The following is a 19,011-nucleotide window of genomic DNA, read 5'->3' as shown; positions in this document are numbered from 1 at the left end:
CCTATCGATAGTTGACTTCTGTTTGGGTCTTCAGTTCCCTTGTTTTAATTAATGTCTGGTACCAATACGCTGATGCCTTCAACTGACGATTCCGTTCATTTTCCAGCTGGATTTCGACTAATCCGTAGCGATTTTTAAAGGCATTCATCGGCGATACATTATCCGTAAAAGCCCACAGCATATAGCCCGTGCAATTTGAGCCTTCTGCTTTCGCTTGAAGTGCCCGTTTCAAATGCTGGCTGATAAATGAAATGCGATACTGGTCATCAATGATACCGTCTTCTTTTTTAAACCTTTCTTCCTTTTCTACGCCCATGCCGTTTTCGGCCACAAACCACTCAATATTTCCGTATTCTTCTTTAATTCTCATGCCCATATCATAGACAATGTCCGGGTAAATTTCCCATCCTCTGAATGGATTCATTTTTCTTCCTGGAAGCTCAAACATATCGTAATAATAAGACGGGTGAAATGGTGTCATCTCATTCCACGCCTTACTCGGTGCTTTGACACGATGCGGATAGTATAAGTTGAGCCCAACGACATCAACCGTATGATTCTTGATGACCTGAAGCTCTTCCTCTGTCGCATCGAAAAGAATCTCATGCTTTTTTAACACATCAAGCAGTTCTTCTGGATACTCTCCTTTGATGGAGGGATCTAAGAACATTCGATTGAAAAACAAATCATATATCCGTGCCGCTTCTTGATCATGCGGAGCAGAGGATCTTGCATACGTCACTTCTGGATTGAGAATCACCCCAATTTTTGCACCTGTTGATTCCTTCAATCCCATCTCCCGAAACAGCTTCACTACTTTTGCTGTTGCCAGCGCTTTATGATAGTTCCACTGCATCCATTTCTTCGTATTTTGCTCAAAGGGATAACGTATAGCATCTAGGTACACGCGTGTTTGGACAACAATCGGTTCATTAAAGCTAAACCAATGCTTGACCCTGTCTCCATATCGCTCAAACACCTTTTCCGCATAGAGAACAAACAGCTCGACGACATGCTTTGATGACCATCCGTCGTACTTTTCAAGCAGCACGGCTGGAAGCTCATAATGCTCTAAGCAAAACATCGGCTCTACACCTGCTGCGATTAATTCATTGATCAAATCATCAATGTAACGGGCATATGCTTCATCCACAATCCCCTTCTCGTAATCGATGAGAAACCTCGACCAATTGATCGATGTCCTATAATGAGTCAGACCGATTTCTTTCATGAGAGCTACATCTTCTGGATAGCGCTCGTAAAAGTTCGTCGCACCAGCCGGGCCATATCCTTCGTGCCAAACGTGATACCCGTTCTTATACCATAAATCGATGTACGAGTCCTGATGCGCTTGCTTTCCCTTCCATCCCTCCGTTTGCCAAGCAGAGGCCGCAGCACCTAGGATAAAATCTCTTGGAATCTCGATTCTGTTCATGTCGCCACCTTCCCTTTCCTCGTTTGAACGTGAAGTCCTTCCCAAACTCCTTGCAAATACATAGCCTTCACAATTGCCTCCATATCGAGACTTCCTGCCCTTTTTTCGTATATTTACGGTCAAGTGAAATGGGATCATAACCACCTATATTGCATATTCATTCATGCCTCTCCTTTTGTTCTGAATCTGGTGCCGCTTCTGGTTTGCGGTTAGACAAGAGGACAAATGGCAAATAGATGAAGACTGCGACCACAATACAGATGAGCTGTGTGATGACAGCCCCCATGCTGCCAGCGGTGGACAGCCATGCATTCACAATCGGTGGTGTCGTCCACGGCACCATCACGACGGCTTTTCCAGCAAACCCTGTAGCTGTCGCAATGTAACCAATCGTTCCTGTCACAAGTGGTGTGACGATAAATGGAATTGCCATCACAGGGTTTAACATGACGGGCAAGCCAAAAATAACGGGTTCATTGATGTTGAAGAGGCCCGGCCCAGATGAGAGCTTGGCAATACTTCGCATCTCTTCCCTTCTTCCAGCAATAAAAATCGCAATCAAAAGCCCAATGGTCACACCTGAACCACCGATGCTCATATACACATCCCAAAATGGCATCGTGATGATATTCGGAATCTCTTTTCCTTCTTGAAATGCTGTCATATTCACTGCAATTGATCCTAATAAGAGCGGCTCCCGGATCGGTTTGATCATCTGGTTGCCATGGATGCCGATCACCCAGAAGAATTGCGCCACAAACATCAACGTTAAAATCCCCGGTAGACCCTGTACAACACTTTCTAGCGGGCGTTGCACCACGTTATACACTGCTTCATGCAAATAAATGCCTGTTAAACGGTGAAATGCAAAGCCGAATGAACTAATGATCGTAATCGTAATGATCGAAGGAAAAAGTGATGAAAAAGATGTTGCCACATTCGATGGAACTGAATCTGGCATCTTGATTTGCAGCCATTTCACCTTGGTCAGCTTACAAAAAATTTCCACAGATACGATCGCAATGATCATCCCTAAAAATAAACTTTTTGGATCGGAAAATTGCCTTGCCAGTACATCTACAACCTCACGCATCGATCCATCCACTTCAAGTAGAAGTGTCGTTGGAATAACAGATATAAATGAAATCAATGCCATCAGCCCAGGGAACAGGGACTTGTGCCCGTTGATTTTCCCAAGCTCTATCCCGATGAGGAACACAGCCCCAATCGTTAAAAAGTTCAGCGTGGCATAATTGATTGCCTTCATAATTGGCTGAAGCTCCGCTAAAAATCTGAACATCTCAAAATGAGCAAGCCCTGTTTCCGGGCTCATGATCATATTTGCCACCAATACAGCAAAAGCCCCTGTAATGATGATTGGCATCAGTGTGACAAATGCCTGTTTAATCGCCATAATATACTTCTGATTCGTGATGCGATAAGCCACATTCCCCATGACGTCTGCCGCTTTCTCCTTGAAGCTCATGATCTGTCTCCCCCTTTGCAAAAACTCGTGATCATCCTCCTTTTTGATGTTATTTTAAAAGCGCTTTCATTAACATCTAATCTTTTTCCTCACAGATGCGGAAATGGGTGTCCCGTTTTTTCATTCGGATGCTCCAATACTTGAAGCGCCGCCGTCAGTTCCTCAAATGAAGCGGCCTTGATGAGTTGCTCCACCACTTCCTTGCGCTCTGTCAGCCGTACAAGAAATTGATAAAGTGATTGCAATTCTTTTTGATACGTCTTCTGGATACTTAACAAACAAACGACTTGTACCCGATTTTCACCCCACAGCACCGGTTTTTTCAACGTACAGATCGCACAAAACGTGTCATCTGTTGCCGGCTTCATCGGATGAGGGATCGCAACCAAATGACCGAACGATGTCGGTGACACTTGCTCTCTTTCCAGCAATAATTGTTCAAACTCTTCCGGGATGCGATCCTGTTCCTTGAGCACGTTTACGAAAAATTGCAGTACCTCTTCCCTTGATTGAAGGTCTTGCTGAAAAAATGTCAGCGCCGGACTCACATACCGCAAAACCCCTGTATCCTGCGTGCCCTGAACAAACCGTTTCAGCCGCACAATATCATCGTCACTTAGAATGGTATGTACATCAATCACTGGTACCGGCAACGTGTTCTGAAGCGGAATGGTACTAATAATAAAATCAATGCTTCTCAAATCAAACGAAGGAATTTCTCCAACACTTGCAGTGCCAGCGATCTCCAGCTTTCCGCTAAAAGCCGCTGTCAGTTTATGAAGAAGGAGCTGACTGCTGGCGACACCCGTCGCACATACAATCAGGCATCTCTTTCTCACATGCTGTGATTTTGTCCGCTCGATTGCAGCACCGATATGAAGCGCCAAATACCCAATCTCATCCTCATGAATCTCAATTCCCTCTTTTTCTCTCAGCCATCTACCCATACAGACGCCAGCTTCAAATGCAATGGGATAATGCCTTTTAATGTCCGTTAAATAAGGGTTACGAATGTTCATACCGTACCTAAAACGATGAATAGCGGAACGTAAATGAAGACTTAATCCAACGATTAATTCTTTATCAAATTGAATATCAAGTGACATGTGCTCCTCTACATAAGCAAGCAGTTGGTGGATGAAGCGAAAGTGATCTTCGTCTAGAAGATGACATAGCGTATGACCGGTATCTCCGTATGCCATCATTTTCGCTCCCATCAAGTGAATCGCAATATACGCCATTTCAGATAATGGAAAATCAATCGCTAGGACATGCCGAATATCCTCTGCCATTTGTTGAGCTACTTGGAAAACAGGCTGCACTTGAATCTCTTTTAATTCCGTTTCTGGCATCATGACCAGTTTTTTCTCTTCAATTCGTTTGCATGCAATGGCAATGTGGGTGACTAAATTACTTATACCAATTTCCGACAGATGAAGTCCGCTTACTTTTGTACGTGAACGCACGATATCCTGAATCAATTGATACGTTTCTTCAGGTAACAGCGCCGGGTTCGCATGCGCTTGCTGAAACACATGCTCAGCCATACAATATCTTAATTTCATTTCATCCCCTGTCAGCCGCAGCCCATATTTAGGACGATGTGACACAGAAAGGCCATGTAATGAAAACAAATGTCTGACCGCTTTCAAATCATTTTTTACTGTCGATTCACTCACAAATAATTCGTCTGCGAGCGCGTCTAACTTAATATGGTCTTCTGACAGAAGCAGCCTTTTCAATAGATAGGCTACACGGTCCTCAGGCTGATTGGGTATGGTTTGCTCCTTTTTTTCGTTTCTTTCTCCCAATGACTTTTTCAAAAATGTACGAAAAGACCCATAATCCTCGACGGTCAATGTATACCCTGCCCCGCGTTTGATATGAAGTACGGCTCCATGTTCATCCAAAATAGATTTAAGCGCTTTCATATCTGTTCGGATCGTTCTTGATGTGACGCCAATCATGCGGGCAATTTCTTCACTAGTCAGTTCCTGTTCCGCTTGCATCAGTCGTTTCAGCAGCTCCTCCTGACGTAGAGATAGCATAGGCTCTCCTCCCTTGGCATTTACTTTTGCCTATCATCATAAACGAAAGTAGAACTCTTTGCCCAGTTTTTCTTTCAAATCGGGAACCACGATATGGCTCATTCGTATGAATAGTAAACAAGAGGAGGGATGCATCATGGGTTCTTTTATGTTTGTTGTTATTATGATATTGGCTTCTTTAGGAGCAATCATCGCCCATTTATTCACATCAAAGGATCAACGTACGTCTGCGAAGCGTTCTTCACATCACAGTTCAACAACAAGTACCTATACTGATTCTTATACTCATCACGCTTCTGATGCCTCCTGCGGGGGAGATTCCGGGGATAGTGGTGGTGGATGTGACTAAACAAAAAAACAGCCGCTCGCTGATGAGTTGGCTGTTTTTATTATTTTAAAGAGCCTTCCAGCCCCGTTCAATCAGATGTTTAACATCGAGTGCAAACTCCTCACCCTTTTCCATCACGTCCTGGGCTCTTCCGGCAAAGTTACTGGCAACAGCCAGCTCCATTTTTTTTAATTCAAAGTGCAATATTTTTTGATCAATCTCGGCGATATATTTTTCATACTCATTGTTCACGATGTCATGCATGACATGATAGGCATCTTTTCGATGGCGATGAAAGTCGGTTCCTCTCTCACCTTTCCATGACGAATCTAGAGCAGGTTTCTTGATTTCCTTTATGTCTGACTGCGCAAGATCTTGTTCTGTTCGAATATTGCTTTTGGCTGTCTTTAACCGAGAGATCATGTCATCAAATTCTGCACGTCTGTTTTCAATTCCCATATGCAGATGGTGTAGCATCTCGGATAAACTCATGTCATCCACCTCTATCGGACCTCATACGAAAGCACAGATCAGAGCCTTGGAAACGATCGACTCACTTGATTTTTCCAAACCTGAAATTTCTATCGTTTTGCTTTCATTAAGTATAGTATAAGGTGAAAAGCCTCAGTCTTAAATAGGGAAAAGGTGTCCTTTTAGTGACGTGTTTGGAAGAAAATCGGAATAACACAAGGTCGTACTTCCTGAATTATATATGGTCCCTTAGAACTATATTTCGTATCATCCCATGAAACCCATTAGAAAAATGATTGCCATTATTTTGCCGCAATCGCTTCGTCCTGTTCTTTTAAGGTTTTCACATTAGAGCGCGTGTCCTGAACATTTTTGATTAAGGCTTCTTTAAAACTTGAAACCATTTCGTTCACCTCTGCTTCGCGCGCCGTCCACTTGGTCACAAATTCAAGGCTGTTTTCACCTGCTTTATCTGCTGCTTTTTTGATCGTTAATGCTTCGACTGCTTGGGAGACTTCATCTAGTTGATCCATAACTGTTTGGTAGTTTAACTTAATTTGTCCCATCGTGATATCCTCCAGATTTGTTCAGCATGAAGGTAAGGTAGCTTATAAGCTGCTCCATGCTTTTGAGATCAAGCGTTTGGCGTCCTCTACTGCGTCTTCTCCTTTTTCAGCAAGACGTGCGGCGTCTCCTGCTAAGGAACTGGCAAAGGATAACGCAGCTTGTTCGGCTTCTAACGTACTGATTTTGAATTCGATGCGGCTCACGTAGCGTGGATACTTGTCGTTCACAATCGTTTGCAGCGCATCATGTGCTTCATTCCGCTCTGATTTGAAATCCTGGCTTCGCTCACCTTTCCAAGAGGTCCCAAGCTTTGGCTGCTTGATTTGCTTCAGGTCTGTCTCTGCCGCATCTTGTTCACGTTCGACCTTACTTTTCGCCTTTTTCAGTCGAGCGATTTTCTCTTCGATTTCTGCTTTTTTACTTGTAATGCCACCGTTTAGGGCAGACAGCATATCCGATAAGCTCATTATGGGTTCCTCCTCCTGACAAAAAATAAAAACGCTGCTTAGAGATCCTCTAAACGAGCGTAAGGTGAATAGCACTTTTTCCAATATTGTTATTATAAGGTTCAAAGACTCATGTTTGAATAGGTATTTGTGCCTTTTTTATGGGATAAATATGCTTTCATTCTGCTTCACATTACCCCTTAAGACCTCTTTTATAAGGGGTCTTAATTCCTGATTCTTGGCTATATGTCACATATAGTTATACAGACCTAGGACAAACAAAAGCCGCCCGGTTGAGGAGCGGCTTTTGTAAACGGCTTATGAAGCTGATTCTTCTGATTCTTGTGGATTCTTAACGTACCAGATGAATTTCCCTGTGTATCCGTAAATAATAGCAAGAGCAATGGCAACAAAGCTCAACCACATAAATGGTAAATAAGAGAATGTCGATACGCCTAGAATTCCCGCCATGTAAATCCCGTTATCTGACCAAGGAACCATTCCTGACGTCAGCGTACCACCGACCTCTGAGTTTCTGGATAAAACTCGTCTGTCTAACTTTAATTTATCATAGCTCTTTTCCATAATTTTCGGTGTAAGAATTAATGATACATACATCGCACAGCCAAAGATATTGGCGAAGAATGCAACAACAAGTGTTGATAGAGTCACATTACCTGCATTATGCAATTTCTTCTCGAATGTAGCGACGATGACTTTTAATACGCCCAAGTATTCAAGTACTCCACCGAAACCAAGTCCGAGAATAATCACCACTAGAGATCCTAACATATTGACAATACCGCCACGATTTAACAGCGTATTTAAGAAATCAACATCTGAATTAATAGAGAAACCATTATAAGCTGTACCAAGTGCATCGGCTGGATTCATTCCCTGGAATGCCATTGCCCAGACAGCGCCAAGAAGTGCACCAATAGCAATAACAGGCATTGAAGGTTTTTTCAAGACAAGTAATAGTACAACAATCAACGCCGGAATAATCATCCAAATATTAATGGTGAATGTGTCCTGCAGTGCTTGTTTCAAAAACTCTACTTTGCCTTGATCAATATTTTTTCCGCCATACATAAATCCGGTGATTGTAAACATAATGGCTGTAATAACAAAGGCAGGAATGGATAAGACCATCATCGCTCTAACATGTGCGAGCACGTCCACTTTTGAAAGTGAGGAAGCGAGCACCGTACTATCAGATAAAGGAGATAACTTATCACCAAAATAGGCTCCAGATAAAACGGCTCCAGCCACGATAGGTAATGGAATTCCCAATCCTTCACCAATTGCAATCATGGCAATACCTGCAGTTCCAACTGTCCCCCATGATGTACCTGTAGCAACAGACATAATGGAACAGATGATCAGCGTAGCTAGTAAGAAAATATTAGGATGAATAAATTCCAGTCCGTAATAAATTAATGTTGGTACCACTCCGCCGGCAATCCATGTTCCAACAAGTGCACCTACTGCAATTAAAATCAAAACAGCCTCTAAACCATTCGATATCCCTTTTGTAATGGCGTTTTGAAGGTCTTTGTATGAATGTCCTAATCGAATACCTAAAGCAATGACCATAAACCATGAGATAAACAATGCCAGTTGAATATCCAATTTGAAATAAAGAGTAAAAGATAAAACAATTGCTAAAAACAAGCCAAGTACAAACACGACTTCTAAAATAGACGGCAGACGTGGTGATTTCATTGTGTTTCCTCCCTTTGTGCGTGCGTTAAGCGTTTTCAAAATATTGTGAAAAAAGTGTGTCAATTCGAAAGAAAGTGAATTGCCTGTTTTTCTCTATTTCACAGGCAATTCTACATATTAATAAAATAAAATTTTTGATATTATTATCGCTCTAGGAGCTCTGCACCCGCAATGCCAGGCTTTGTCATCTCGAATGGATTCAAAATAATATCAAGTTCTTCTTCTGTTAACACATCATTTTGCAAGCAAAGATCTCTGATCGATTGTCCTGTTAAAATGGCTTCCCTAGCGATTCTAGCCGCGGCTTCATAGCCTAAGTGAGGGTTCACAGCAGTGATCACGCCTGCACTTTTTTCGACATATTCTTTCAAACGTATTTCATTTGCTTCAATGTCCACTAAGCAATGATCTGTGAATGAACGGAATCCGTTATTCATTATACTAATAGATTGAAGCAAGTTAAAGACCAAAACAGGCTCCATCACATTTAACTCAAGCTGACCTGCTTCAGAGGCAAGACAGATGGTGTGGTCATTCCCAATGACCTGGAATGCGATTTGGTTAATGAGCTCTGCCATGACTGGATTGACTTTCCCAGGCATAATGGATGATCCTGGCTGACGAGCTGGCAATGCAATTTCAGCAAGACCTGCACGCGGACCAGAAGCCATTAGGCGAAGGTCATTGGCAATCTTAGACATGTTCATCATGCATACTTTTAATGCAGCAGACACTTCTGTGTAAGCATCTGTATTTTGCGTTGCATCCACAAGATGCTCTGCGCCTACAAGCGGAAGACCAGAAATATCGGCTAGCTTCTTCACGACGATCTCAATATAACGAGGATCTGCATTTAGGCCTGTCCCAACAGCTGTTGCACCCATATTGACTTCATATAAATGCTGCTTTGATTGGTTGATCCGCTTAATATCACGGCTGAGCACGCGGCTGTAAGCCTCAAATTCCTGTCCTAAACGAATTGGAACAGCATCCTGTAGGTGCGTACGTCCCATTTTGATCACATGATCAAATTCTTTCGCTTTCTTTTTGAATACGTCCTGCATCGTTTGCATTGTCTCAAGCAGAATGTCTAACTGCTTCAATACAGCAATATGGATAGATGTTGGAAACGAGTCATTCGTTGATTGTGACATGTTTACATGTGTGTTTGGGCTTAAATGGATGTATTCACCCTTTTGATGTCCCATGATTTCTAGCGCTCTGTTTCCAATCACTTCATTGGCATTCATATTCATCGACGTTCCTGCGCCGCCTTGAATTGGGTCTACAATAAAGTACTCATGCAGCTTGCCTTCAATGACTTCATCAGAGGCTTGTACGATGGCATTTCCAATTCCTTCATATAAACGTCCAACTTCCATATTGGCTTGAGCAGCTGCTTTTTTCACGATGGCAAAGGCTCTAATCAGTTCCTCGTGCATACGATATCCAGTTATCGGGAAGTTTTCTTTTGCACGAAGGGTTTGAACCCCATAATACACGTCTGCCGGAATTTCTTTTTCTCCAAGAAAATCCTTCTCATAGCGATAAGTTGCTTGAACCATCTGATATGACCTGCTTTCTATAGAATAGTTAAATCACTAAATCTTCTGCGATTGGCGTTTCCATAATCTTTTTCACTTCTCTTGGGTCTGTTGTTTTACCTAGTGCCCACATGAGTTTCGGCACGATGGCCTCTGTGTTCATGTTTCGTGAACGTGCCACTAGTTCTTGATTGATTTTACGTCCTACTTCGTACACGCTCATGTCTTCTCCTTCTTCAAGACACTGAGTTGTGATGACAACAGAAATGCCTTCTTCGAGCAATTCGTTGATTTTCTCTAAAAGGTTTCTTCCTTCGAAAGGAATTCCGCCACTGCCGTAGCTTTCGATGACGACTCCTTTGTATACACCTTTGATTGCATCTAAGAACTCAGGCTTTAGACCTGGGTGCAATTTCAAGAGACAAACGTCAGTGTTTAAGGATGCATCTAATTTAAGCGGTTTCATTGACGATCTTTTTACTTTGCTATTGTATTCAATTTGATGGTTTTCAATCGATGCAATATATGGATAGTTAATACTTTCAAATGCATCATAGCTTTTCGTTCTTAGTTTGATTGCGCGTGTCCCTTGAATGACTCTGCCATCAAAGACAACATACACGCCGCCTACGCCGTCACATGCAAAGCGAATCGCATCGGTGATGTTTTTCTTCGCATCTGTTTTCTTGAACGTAATCGGGATTTGTGAGCCTGTAATGACAATTGGCTTATCCGGATTTTGCAGCATATAAGATAGTGCTGCTGATGTATAGGCCATTGTATCGGTTCCATGCGTGACGACAAAGCCGTCATATTGATCATAATTTTCATAAATGGCTGTTGCGATATCCACCCAGTATTCAGGCTGCATATTTGTACTATCTATACTCATTAGGGACTTTGTGTCCATTGTGTACTCTGCATTAATTTCGTTTAAATAGCTTAAAAGGTCCTCAGCTTTAACACCTGGAGCCAAACCATTTTCACTCTCTACAGATGCAATCGTCCCACCAGTGGTTAAAAGCAATAATTTCTTCAACAGGTCCACCTCTTTCAGTAAAATTACTTCGTTTGTCACACATATTATAAGCTAGCTTGTGCTATTCTATAATATACGCTTTACGCGTACCTTCATTGCCATTATAGTCACATAACGCGAATTAATCAAGAAATTATTACGCATAACGCGTACATTCTATCACAAAATATGATATACTGTTGTTGTATATAAAGGAGCGTTCATGTAATGATACTCGATCGTTTAACCACTCTTAGAAAAAAGAAAAAATGGTCTCTCCAGCATACGGCAGATCGCCTAGGTATCGCCAAAAGCACCTATGCCGGTTACGAATCTGGGTACCGACGACCTTCGCTTGAAGCAGTGAAGCGCCTGGCTGATTTGTATGATACGTCCATTGATTTTTTACTTGGTAGAACGGACGAGCCAGAGATACAACGTAAAATCTCTGACATCAAAATTGAACTGACGGAAGCAAAAGAAGGAACCATTCTTGTAGACGGCGTTCCCCTAAATGATGAAGAAATCAAACAGCTTGTTGCCTTTATTCGGGCGAAAAACACCCTAAAAGTATAAAAAACAGAAAAGAGAGGCCCCTATTAATCGGGTGCCTCTCTTTCCTTTTTCAGCTGCTTAAGAATAAGGAGAAGACAGCTGACTTAATTCCTCTAACCGCCGCTTCGCTTCTTCTTTATTAAATGAACTATAATAGCGATAATTCTCATCATCTAAGATGCGGTAATGCTGACTGAGCACATTTTGCTGAAGACGAAATGTACCTTTTTTGATAGAAGTCCGCCACCAAACCTTTCCGCCGATTGTCCGTTCCACCGATAGATGCAATTCATCATGTGCCACGACTTCCAGAATCTCAAGCGGATCATCCCCTAGTGTCCCTTTTAAAATGTCACTATCTCTGAATAATGCACATACGGCCGCCGTTTGCGTCCAGTTGAGGCGCAGCCTATTTTTTTCAACCTGATGCAAATGCCGTTTCGATAAACCAAGTACCTCAGCCATGCGGTCCTGCGTATAATTCTTTTCTTTTCGAATCCGTGTCATTTGTTCTGTGACGAGGTCGATTACCATCTCTTTATCCATCTCTCATCACCTCTCCGAGTGTTCAGTCTTTACTGACATCATACACGATTTCTTCGAAAAAGTGGCGCCTCATCCTTTAGAATATTGGCAAATACTATCTAATTGATCTGCTCTTCGACCTGACCATGCTGCTGTCTCCAATTCTCTTGGGCTGCCTGATTTAAATATGGATAGATCTCTTGTTTGACGGTTTGCTCGAATACTTCTTCATCTAAAATACTGTACGCTGGAATCTTGATCAATTTCCCATCCATTTTCCGAATGAGCACATCCATGAAGAGAAATCCCCTTACACTGTACCGATGCCTGCGCATATCAATGGATTGAATGTCATGAAAAGGGATCGTCCGCTCTCGATACAGTACAGCACCATTTTTTCCGCGCTGAATGCGAAAAATCACATTTCCCCTCTTCGTAAAAGCCGGCAGAATCATCAAAAAAGAGATCAAGCCATAGACAATGCCTAATAGTCCGCCTAAAAATAAAAACAATGTATAATTCGATTCAAATGTAAGAGCTTCTGAAAACAACCAAATACCAATGATACCGAAGCCGCCCGTTGCTAAGAATGCCCATACCCTTAAAAAGGCCCTGCTTCTCACTTCTATTACTTCACTTGGATTCAAGCGTCATTCTCCTTTTCTCCATTAGAATATAGAACGTAATCCGTCTCTATGAGCCGTCTCCACGCGAAATTCATTTTCTTTTATTCCCGACACAAGCCACGACTGTTTCTCACCTGGAATGACAAATAACATGGATTCCACATCAGGCGTATTATTTTTGTCGTAGACGACCTTCATGAGGGAGTCCACCTTTCCTTTTCTTGTCTGTACATCAGAAACAAATGCCTGCACGAGTTCTTCGTTCTCTGCTCGATGAAGGAAGGAGGGCCACTCATTCTTCGCCTCACTTGCTTGCTCTAATAGCTTTTCAAATTCCTCTGCTTGCAGTGTGACGACAGGTGCAGGGTGATCACTCATCTGTATATTGAAAAAGGCAGTCACTTGCTCCTCTGCCTGCTGGTCATCTTTCAGTTTTTGAATCTGATGGACTTGTTGATCATAAAGTGTATGGTGTGCATATACGCCCATCTGTGTCGTGTGAAAGGAGGTACTGACTTCTTCATCTTCATCCCCAAATCGAGATGCCTTGACGGTGTGAGATGCATCATTCATCGCCTGGATGAAATGACGGTATTCCGCTTTATAACGATATTGTCTGTTTCGAAATTCAAGTACACCTTTTGCGAGCAAAGAGCGGCATGCAATTTCAAATAAAAACCCTAGGCGCTCGTCCTCTACATCAGGATAATAGGCTTCCTTTAAGGACATGCCCTGTTCAAAATAGCCTTCACTGTAAAAACTAAAGATGAGTTCCTCAATACTTAGACTTAGCTGATCCAACTTGATCTCTCCTTATCCAAAAGAAAATGCACCCTTAAAGAAATCGCCTGCACCTTTTATGAGCGAATCTGCGGTTTCTTTTGTTTTTTCTATCCCTTTATGTATCACCTGATTTGCCTGATCAATGGTGTCATTGACTGCTTTCACACCTTTACCCGCCAGCTCGAATGCTTGTTTCCCTTTATCCACGACTGCATGAATTGGGTCCTTTAATTTCACTGCAACCTGCTCAGCAAAGCCTGATGTCAGCTTGGCAACTTTTTCTCCTATAAATCCACCGACTGCGGAACCAATGGCTCCTCCAACGACAGTTCCAATCGGTCCTGCAAAGCTTCCAAGAGCTCCTCCGACAACGGCACCTGCGACAGACCCGCCAGCGATAAAGACCGTATTGTTCACTGCATTTCCAACAGCCTTCGCATTTTCACGCTTCAGGACTTCTGGCTGATCACCGAATTCTGCATAGTTCTCAGCAATTTTCAAACCACAGCCGACCGTTTCCGTTGCGCCAGTGACAACCGTTGCAATGATGGCATTTCCTTTCGCGAATCTTGATCCATTTTTCAAAACAGACTTGATCGCAGCCGTGTCCTTCCAATTGATACTTCCTTTTGTAAAGTCACGGACACTATTCGTGAATGCAACTGTATCGTCAGGATAAAATTTTGTGAATTTCTTATGGACCAAATCAGCCATCGACCAGTTTGATCGTTTTAATAATTCTTTATTACTCAGCCAAATCCTTGCTAGCCGGTCAAATCTCGTTCCTTCTACCCGGCTGGTCAGATCAAGCAGCAGCTTTGAATGCTGCGCTGCATAACGGCCATTGTCTTTAATGAAAGTCGTCATCCCAAGCCCGTAGTATTTCGCCTGCATCATCACAATACCAGCTAAGCTCGTGAGTGTACCATATTGATCATAGATACTGTACAATTTCCGTAAAATATCATCTGCTTCGACCATTTTATCTTTTGCATGACGAATCGTAATATCATCACTGCTCAATTTACTGATCAATGCTTGTCCTGCTCCCCATGCATCCCCGACGCCTGAAAAACAGCTACTATACCGAGGATCACAGCCTAAAATGAGACCATCCAGTTCACTATGTAAATCGCGGTGCTTCGTTTCAATGGCAGAAAGTTCGCCTACAACATCATTCGCAAGCCCTGTCAGCTGATCTGGATCAACCACTATGTCACGTGCCATCACATCATCTCCCTTCTCGGTTTCTTTCTCTCCGTTCTTCTCGTCTCTTTCGCTCAAGCTCTTCCATTCTGGCTATTTCAGCTTTCCGTTCCTCGATTTTGACCGCTGCATCGCGCAGTTCCTGACTTGTTTCAAGCAAGTCCTTTTCGAATTGATCATAGCGTGCCGTTGTTTCCTCAAAGCTTTGATCAAATTTATTCCTTGCTTCTCCCTGCCAGCCTGATCCTACTGCCTTGAGCCGATTCTCCAGCAGCTGCTTTGACTGCCGAATCTCATCAGCTGCTTCCTGAAACTTTTGAGCGAGTGCCAGCGTTTGACTAGAATCCAACTTTCGCACCCCTTTCTCCCAATTTAACGTACAAATGGATGATTTTATATGTCCTCATTATAAATAAAAAGACACCCAAAAAAATCACCCTAAAGAACCATTCAACACATCACCAAATGAAAGTAGGTCTTTTTCCTCTCTAATTGCCAGAGAAAGCCTTTCTTGTTATGAAGCGCATTCAAGACATGATAAAATGAACGTATTCTACAAAAGGAGTGACGTATACATGAAAGAGGAAATGATTCAGCGTTTCACAAGTTATGTGAAGGTAGATACGCAGTCGGATGCAGATAAGGAAAGTTGCCCATCGACTGAAGGACAGTTGAACTTAGCGAGACAACTAGTTGAAGAAATGAAATCCATCGGGATTCAAGAAGTGACAATGGATGAAAACGGCTATGTCATGGGAACGATCCCATCTAACACAGACAAAGACGTGCCGACCATTGGCTTCCTGGCTCACATCGACACAGCTACTGACTTCACCGGCAAGAATGTGAAACCGCAGCTTCATGAAAACTATCAAGGCGGCGACATCACCTTAAATGAAGAACTACATATCGTTTTATCACCATCACAGTTTCCAAATTTACAAAAGTATCAAGGACATACGCTGATCACAACAGATGGCACAACCTTGCTTGGTGCAGATAACAAAGCTGGTATCGCAGAAATTATGACCGCCATGCATTACTTAATTGAAAATCCAGAAATCAAGCATGGAAAAATTCGCGTCGCCTTTACACCCGATGAAGAGATTGGCAGAGGGCCGCACAAATTTGATGTTGATGCCTTTGGCGCTTCCTATGCGTATACAATTGACGGAGGACCGCTCGGGGAGCTGCAATATGAAAGCTTCAACGCAGCAGGTGCGAAAGTATCCATTAAAGGAAACAACGTCCACCCTGGGACAGCAAAAGACAAAATGGTCAGCGCTGCGAAGATTGGGATGCTCTTCCATAACAAGCTTCCTTCTGATGAATCTCCGGAATACACAGAAGGCTACGAGGGATTTTTCCATCTCACGAAGTTTGTAGGAGAAGTCGAAGAAGCAGAGCTGCAATATATTATTCGTGATTTTGATAAAGACAAATTTAACGAACGCAAAGCACTATTTGAAAAAATAGCAAATGACTTAAAAGCCATTTACGGAGAAAACAGCATCAATCTCAAAATTCAAGATCAATATTATAATATGAGAGAAAAAATTGAGCCGGTGAAACATATTGTGGATATTGCCCATGAAGCAATGGAAAACCGCTCAGTGACACCTGTAATCGAACCGATCCGCGGCGGTACAGATGGCTCCCAGCTTTCATATAAAGGTCTTCCAACGCCAAACATCTTTACTGGCGGGGAAAACTTCCACGGTAAATATGAATTTATTTCTGTCGAGAACATGGTGAAAGCAACAGAAGTCATCGTTGAAATCGCCCGTCTATTTGAAGAAAAAGCATAAATATGTTTACAACCGTTCCTGTTCGGGAACGGTTTTTTAATAAAAGTTTACAATTTTCTGAAACTTTTATGACATTTATTCGTACTAATAGAGACAACCCCAGAAAAATTCTTCTTGACGAGTGCAATAACTGGAAATATAATAGTTAAAAACAACCAGTATTTTAGACCTAAATTAGCAGATCGCCTAAACCTTAAGAACTAAACCGATTCTGCTGCATATTTTCAGTTATAAACATCACTCACCCTGTCTACACTTAAAGAATAGGATGAATTGGAGGAATGTCATATGATGATTTTATTGATTATCGCTTCACTTTGCTGCTACTTACTATTCTCTTTCAAAAAAGATAACCGCACACCAAAACGAAAAAGCGCAGAGCTTTCGGAGTTTGAAATCTTTCGTATGCGCCGCCACTACAACGGAAAACGCCGTCACCCACTAAACGATGCACCTAAACAAGTATAAATCTGAAAAAGAGCCTCATATGGGGCTCTTTTGTGTGAGTACATAAAAAAAACGACCAGATTCATTGGTCGTTTTTCCTTTTATTTATACACCTTCGCAGGAACTTGAATCACAGGAATTCCTACATAGTAAGGTGAAATTTCATATGGCTGGAAGACAACAGCAATTCCCTTTTTCGTGAAGTAATACTGCGTGTTGTAGTTGATTTCAATGTCTCTTTTTTTCAGGTTCGCATAGAATTTACTTTTATGTTTCTTTGTATAGTTATAGACATAATCTCTCACTTTCGTACGCTTTTTCTTCGTTTTCACAACGTCTGTCAAGAACAGCTGCTTTGTCTTTTTCTTTGTCAACACATAGTTCATGCTGGAAACCATCGTATCCCCATGCATTCCACCATCATTCATGTAATCATAGTTTAAGATACTGAGCTTCTTCCCATTGTTAAATTTCGTTTTAAACGATCTCTCGTAAGTGATCTTCCCAAAGCCTTCCTTTTTCGCTTCGTCCTTTAAGAACAAGTACGTAGAATAAGAGAACGCGATGTCTTCTTTTAAATCACGATTGATGGTTTTCATATGCGCCTTGCTTAGGTTTTTCACCTGTGCATATTTGAATGTTTTTTTCTTTTTATAATAGTGTGTGCTTACTTTTGCTTTTTTTGCTTGTTTGGCATCCGCAGATCCAACTGGCGCAAACAACGAAACAATCAGTGAAAAAATGATCAGACTGATCGTTAGGCCTTTTTTCATTGTCATAGTAAAAACCCCCATTTTTGTCTATTACCAATTGAGTATACCATGACAAAAGAACCAAAAAAAGCAGTATTTACATTTTATTCTTTCTTTTCCCACTTCGGGTTTGTTTACCGTTTTCATAAGTTCCTGTATGCTTAATGTAGAATGCTAGATGAAGTGTGGTGTTTATCATAGAAGAGAATATTTTTAGTCACATTCGGACGACGTTTCATAGTTTGTCTCCGACCCAAAAAAAGATTGCCAATTACATTTTAGAAAATCCTCAGAAAGTTGTGCTTCATTCCATTAGTGCACTCGCTGCTGAATGCAATACTAGTGAAACGACGATCTTTCGGTTTCTACGAAAAATTGGCTATGAATCGTACCAAGTGTTTCGTGTCCATGTCGCACAGGATATTGCAACCAATACGCCTCAATCCATATACGGTGAGATCGAGGCATCCGATAGTGTAGCTGACATTAAACATAAGGTCATAGAGTTAACAACAAACTCTATTCAAGATATGAAGCATATATTAGAAGACCAAGCCGTCACACAATTCATTGAACAAATGAAGCAGGCACATAAAACCGTCTTCTTTGGAGCCGGTGCATCCAGCTTTATTGCTGGGGATGCTTATCATAAGTTCCTCCAGCTTGGTTTTGAAGTGAGTCTATGCAGTGATCCGCATATGATGAACATGATTGCTACTCACGCCACGGAACACGATTTTATCGTTGCGATCTCCCATTCAGGAGAGAGTAGAGAAATTCTTGATGCCGTGCAATTTGCTAAAGAAAAGGGAGCAAAGGTTGCCTCTATCACCAGCTATCCGAAATCAGAGCTCGCAAAGCGATCTGACTTTCATCTGCTCAGTTCTTCCAGGGAGACAACCTATCGATCTGACTCTATGATCTCCCGTATTAACCAGCTTGTAATCATTGATGTACTATACGTCGCCGCTGTTTTAGCACTAGGATCAGATGCCATTGAAAACGTGAAACAATCTCGATTAGCCGTAGCTAAAAATAAAACATGAACGCAAAAGGCCGAAGCTGATTCCGGTCTTTTTTTGTGACTTTTCTCATATTTTCCGTTGACACGTTCCTATCACGTCATGTACATTAAATGAACAATAGTTTATTTCCTACTATTAAAACAAAAAGATAGTATATATACTAACAAAAGAAAAAGAAAGCGCTTTTTATAAGGGTTTTCTATATAGGAGGCGTTC

The 19,011-nt window shown here is 41.9% G+C and carries 20 protein-coding genes; 5 read left to right on the top strand and 15 right to left on the bottom strand.

All coding sequences use genetic code 11. The features are described from left to right. Position 1: 1 nt before the first annotated feature. The 3 genes from MHH40_RS11460 to MHH40_RS11450 form a co-directional block, all read right to left on the bottom strand. Positions 2-1,435 (bottom strand): glycoside hydrolase family 1 protein, encoded by a 1,434-nt coding sequence (locus tag MHH40_RS11460; protein ID WP_050944553.1) that lies wholly within the window; start codon positions 1,433-1,435, stop codon positions 2-4. A gap of 157 nt (positions 1,436-1,592) precedes the next feature. Then, complete coding sequence (locus MHH40_RS11455; RefSeq protein ID WP_340901093.1) at positions 1,593-2,921, bottom strand: PTS sugar transporter subunit IIC; 1,329 nt, start codon at positions 2,919-2,921, stop codon at positions 1,593-1,595. A gap of 89 nt (positions 2,922-3,010) precedes the next feature. Further along, complete coding sequence (locus tag MHH40_RS11450; protein ID WP_340901091.1) at positions 3,011-4,969, bottom strand: BglG family transcription antiterminator; 1,959 nt, start codon at positions 4,967-4,969, stop codon at positions 3,011-3,013. Between the two features lie 136 nt (positions 4,970-5,105). Between MHH40_RS11450 and MHH40_RS11445 the strand changes: the two genes are divergently transcribed. Continuing rightward, on the top strand, positions 5,106-5,318 hold the full coding sequence (locus tag MHH40_RS11445) for a hypothetical protein (protein ID WP_223251185.1): 213 nt from the start codon (positions 5,106-5,108) through the stop codon (positions 5,316-5,318). A 45-nt stretch (positions 5,319-5,363) separates the two neighbouring features. Here the strand turns inward: MHH40_RS11445 and MHH40_RS11440 are convergent, their stop codons facing one another. The 6 genes from MHH40_RS11440 to MHH40_RS11415 all read right to left on the bottom strand — a co-directional run bounded on the left by MHH40_RS11440 (position 5,364) and on the right by MHH40_RS11415 (position 11,089). Beyond that, positions 5,364-5,789 carry a YwqH-like family protein gene (locus tag MHH40_RS11440; RefSeq protein ID WP_050944556.1) on the bottom strand — a complete coding sequence of 142 codons (426 nt, stop codon included), beginning with the start codon at positions 5,787-5,789 and terminating at the stop codon, positions 5,364-5,366. Between the two features lie 281 nt (positions 5,790-6,070). Further along, a complete protein-coding gene (locus tag MHH40_RS11435; RefSeq protein ID WP_050944557.1) occupies positions 6,071-6,334 on the bottom strand; it encodes a YwqI/YxiC family protein in 264 nt (87 codons plus the stop codon). A gap of 42 nt (positions 6,335-6,376) precedes the next feature. Continuing rightward, entirely contained in the window at positions 6,377-6,802 is a 426-nt protein-coding gene (locus MHH40_RS11430; RefSeq protein ID WP_050944558.1) for a YwqH-like family protein, read from the bottom strand. Between the two features lie 297 nt (positions 6,803-7,099). Continuing rightward, positions 7,100-8,506 (bottom strand): Na+/H+ antiporter NhaC, encoded by a 1,407-nt coding sequence (gene nhaC / locus MHH40_RS11425; RefSeq protein WP_044140314.1) that lies wholly within the window; start codon positions 8,504-8,506, stop codon positions 7,100-7,102. A gap of 143 nt (positions 8,507-8,649) precedes the next feature. Continuing rightward, positions 8,650-10,071, bottom strand: coding sequence for an aspartate ammonia-lyase (gene aspA / locus MHH40_RS11420; RefSeq protein ID WP_050944559.1), 1,422 nt, complete (start codon positions 10,069-10,071; stop codon positions 8,650-8,652). A gap of 28 nt (positions 10,072-10,099) precedes the next feature. Continuing rightward, the gene (locus tag MHH40_RS11415; RefSeq protein WP_003215391.1) at positions 10,100-11,089 is read right to left on the bottom strand and encodes an asparaginase; all 990 of its coding nucleotides are present in this window, start codon (positions 11,087-11,089) and stop codon (positions 10,100-10,102) included. Positions 11,090-11,296: 207 nt separating this feature from the next. Here MHH40_RS11415 and MHH40_RS11410 point away from each other — a divergent pair, with 207 nt between their 5' ends. Then, a complete protein-coding gene (locus MHH40_RS11410; protein WP_003214932.1) occupies positions 11,297-11,644 on the top strand; it encodes a helix-turn-helix domain-containing protein in 348 nt (115 codons plus the stop codon). A 57-nt stretch (positions 11,645-11,701) separates the two neighbouring features. Here the strand turns inward: MHH40_RS11410 and MHH40_RS11405 are convergent, their stop codons facing one another. From MHH40_RS11405 to MHH40_RS11385, 5 genes are all read right to left on the bottom strand, one after another. Beyond that, a complete protein-coding gene (locus tag MHH40_RS11405) occupies positions 11,702-12,169 on the bottom strand; it encodes a helix-turn-helix domain-containing protein (RefSeq protein WP_003214797.1) in 468 nt (155 codons plus the stop codon). Positions 12,170-12,267: 98 nt separating this feature from the next. Beyond that, entirely contained in the window at positions 12,268-12,795 is a 528-nt protein-coding gene (locus MHH40_RS11400) for a YfjD family protein (protein WP_050944560.1), read from the bottom strand. Between the two features lie 21 nt (positions 12,796-12,816). Beyond that, entirely contained in the window at positions 12,817-13,575 is a 759-nt protein-coding gene (locus tag MHH40_RS11395) for a hypothetical protein (RefSeq protein WP_050944561.1), read from the bottom strand. A 12-nt stretch (positions 13,576-13,587) separates the two neighbouring features. After that, positions 13,588-14,784 (bottom strand): DUF6861 domain-containing protein, encoded by a 1,197-nt coding sequence (locus MHH40_RS11390; protein ID WP_050944562.1) that lies wholly within the window; start codon positions 14,782-14,784, stop codon positions 13,588-13,590. Positions 14,785-14,788: 4 nt separating this feature from the next. Next, positions 14,789-15,112 (bottom strand): WXG100 family type VII secretion target, encoded by a 324-nt coding sequence (locus MHH40_RS11385; protein ID WP_034321782.1) that lies wholly within the window; start codon positions 15,110-15,112, stop codon positions 14,789-14,791. A gap of 226 nt (positions 15,113-15,338) precedes the next feature. Here MHH40_RS11385 and pepT point away from each other — a divergent pair, with 226 nt between their 5' ends. Then, positions 15,339-16,571 carry a peptidase T gene (gene pepT, locus MHH40_RS11380; protein ID WP_050944563.1) on the top strand — a complete coding sequence of 411 codons (1,233 nt, stop codon included), beginning with the start codon at positions 15,339-15,341 and terminating at the stop codon, positions 16,569-16,571. A gap of 288 nt (positions 16,572-16,859) precedes the next feature. Next, positions 16,860-17,039 (top strand): hypothetical protein, encoded by a 180-nt coding sequence (locus MHH40_RS11375; RefSeq protein WP_003215411.1) that lies wholly within the window; start codon positions 16,860-16,862, stop codon positions 17,037-17,039. A gap of 80 nt (positions 17,040-17,119) precedes the next feature. On the opposite strand, the gene MHH40_RS11370 is transcribed toward MHH40_RS11375, so the two are convergent. Further along, complete coding sequence (locus MHH40_RS11370) at positions 17,120-17,797, bottom strand: DUF3298 and DUF4163 domain-containing protein (RefSeq protein ID WP_050944564.1); 678 nt, start codon at positions 17,795-17,797, stop codon at positions 17,120-17,122. A 161-nt stretch (positions 17,798-17,958) separates the two neighbouring features. Here MHH40_RS11370 and MHH40_RS11365 point away from each other — a divergent pair, with 161 nt between their 5' ends. Next, positions 17,959-18,816 carry a MurR/RpiR family transcriptional regulator gene (locus MHH40_RS11365; protein ID WP_170965960.1) on the top strand — a complete coding sequence of 286 codons (858 nt, stop codon included), beginning with the start codon at positions 17,959-17,961 and terminating at the stop codon, positions 18,814-18,816. Positions 18,817-19,011 lie beyond the last annotated feature (195 nt).

It is taken from the genome of Bacillus sp. FSL K6-2431, from assembly GCF_038005165.1.
GTDB classification, from domain to species: Bacteria; Bacillota; Bacilli; order Bacillales; family Bacillaceae; genus Bacillus; species Bacillus pumilus.
Note: the sequence above shows the minus strand (reverse complement) of the source record. Positions and strands in the feature narration are given on the sequence as shown.

What these genes read in the sequence shown, in the direction of transcription:
- MHH40_RS11445 (WP_223251185.1), top strand. Translation starts at nt 5,106, where the DNA reads ATGGGTTCTTTTATGTTTGTTGTTATTATGATATTGGCTTCTTTAGGA.
- MHH40_RS11455 (WP_340901093.1), bottom strand. Translation starts at nt 2,921, where the DNA reads ATGAGCTTCAAGGAGAAAGCGGCAGACGTCATGGGGAATGTGGCTTAT.
- aspA (WP_050944559.1), bottom strand. Translation starts at nt 10,071, where the DNA reads ATGGTTCAAGCAACTTATCGCTATGAGAAGGATTTTCTTGGAGAAAAA.
- pepT (WP_050944563.1), top strand. Translation starts at nt 15,339, where the DNA reads ATGAAAGAGGAAATGATTCAGCGTTTCACAAGTTATGTGAAGGTAGAT.
- MHH40_RS11370 (WP_050944564.1), bottom strand. Translation starts at nt 17,797, where the DNA reads ATGACAATGAAAAAAGGCCTAACGATCAGTCTGATCATTTTTTCACTG.
- MHH40_RS11410 (WP_003214932.1), top strand. Translation starts at nt 11,297, where the DNA reads ATGATACTCGATCGTTTAACCACTCTTAGAAAAAAGAAAAAATGGTCT.
- nhaC (WP_044140314.1), bottom strand. Translation starts at nt 8,506, where the DNA reads ATGAAATCACCACGTCTGCCGTCTATTTTAGAAGTCGTGTTTGTACTT.
- MHH40_RS11440 (WP_050944556.1), bottom strand. Translation starts at nt 5,789, where the DNA reads ATGAGTTTATCCGAGATGCTACACCATCTGCATATGGGAATTGAAAAC.
- MHH40_RS11435 (WP_050944557.1), bottom strand. Translation starts at nt 6,334, where the DNA reads ATGGGACAAATTAAGTTAAACTACCAAACAGTTATGGATCAACTAGAT.
- MHH40_RS11405 (WP_003214797.1), bottom strand. Translation starts at nt 12,169, where the DNA reads ATGGATAAAGAGATGGTAATCGACCTCGTCACAGAACAAATGACACGG.
- MHH40_RS11430 (WP_050944558.1), bottom strand. Translation starts at nt 6,802, where the DNA reads ATGAGCTTATCGGATATGCTGTCTGCCCTAAACGGTGGCATTACAAGT.
- MHH40_RS11375 (WP_003215411.1), top strand. Translation starts at nt 16,860, where the DNA reads ATGATGATTTTATTGATTATCGCTTCACTTTGCTGCTACTTACTATTC.
- MHH40_RS11460 (WP_050944553.1), bottom strand. Translation starts at nt 1,435, where the DNA reads ATGAACAGAATCGAGATTCCAAGAGATTTTATCCTAGGTGCTGCGGCC.
- MHH40_RS11390 (WP_050944562.1), bottom strand. Translation starts at nt 14,784, where the DNA reads ATGGCACGTGACATAGTGGTTGATCCAGATCAGCTGACAGGGCTTGCG.
- MHH40_RS11450 (WP_340901091.1), bottom strand. Translation starts at nt 4,969, where the DNA reads ATGCTATCTCTACGTCAGGAGGAGCTGCTGAAACGACTGATGCAAGCG.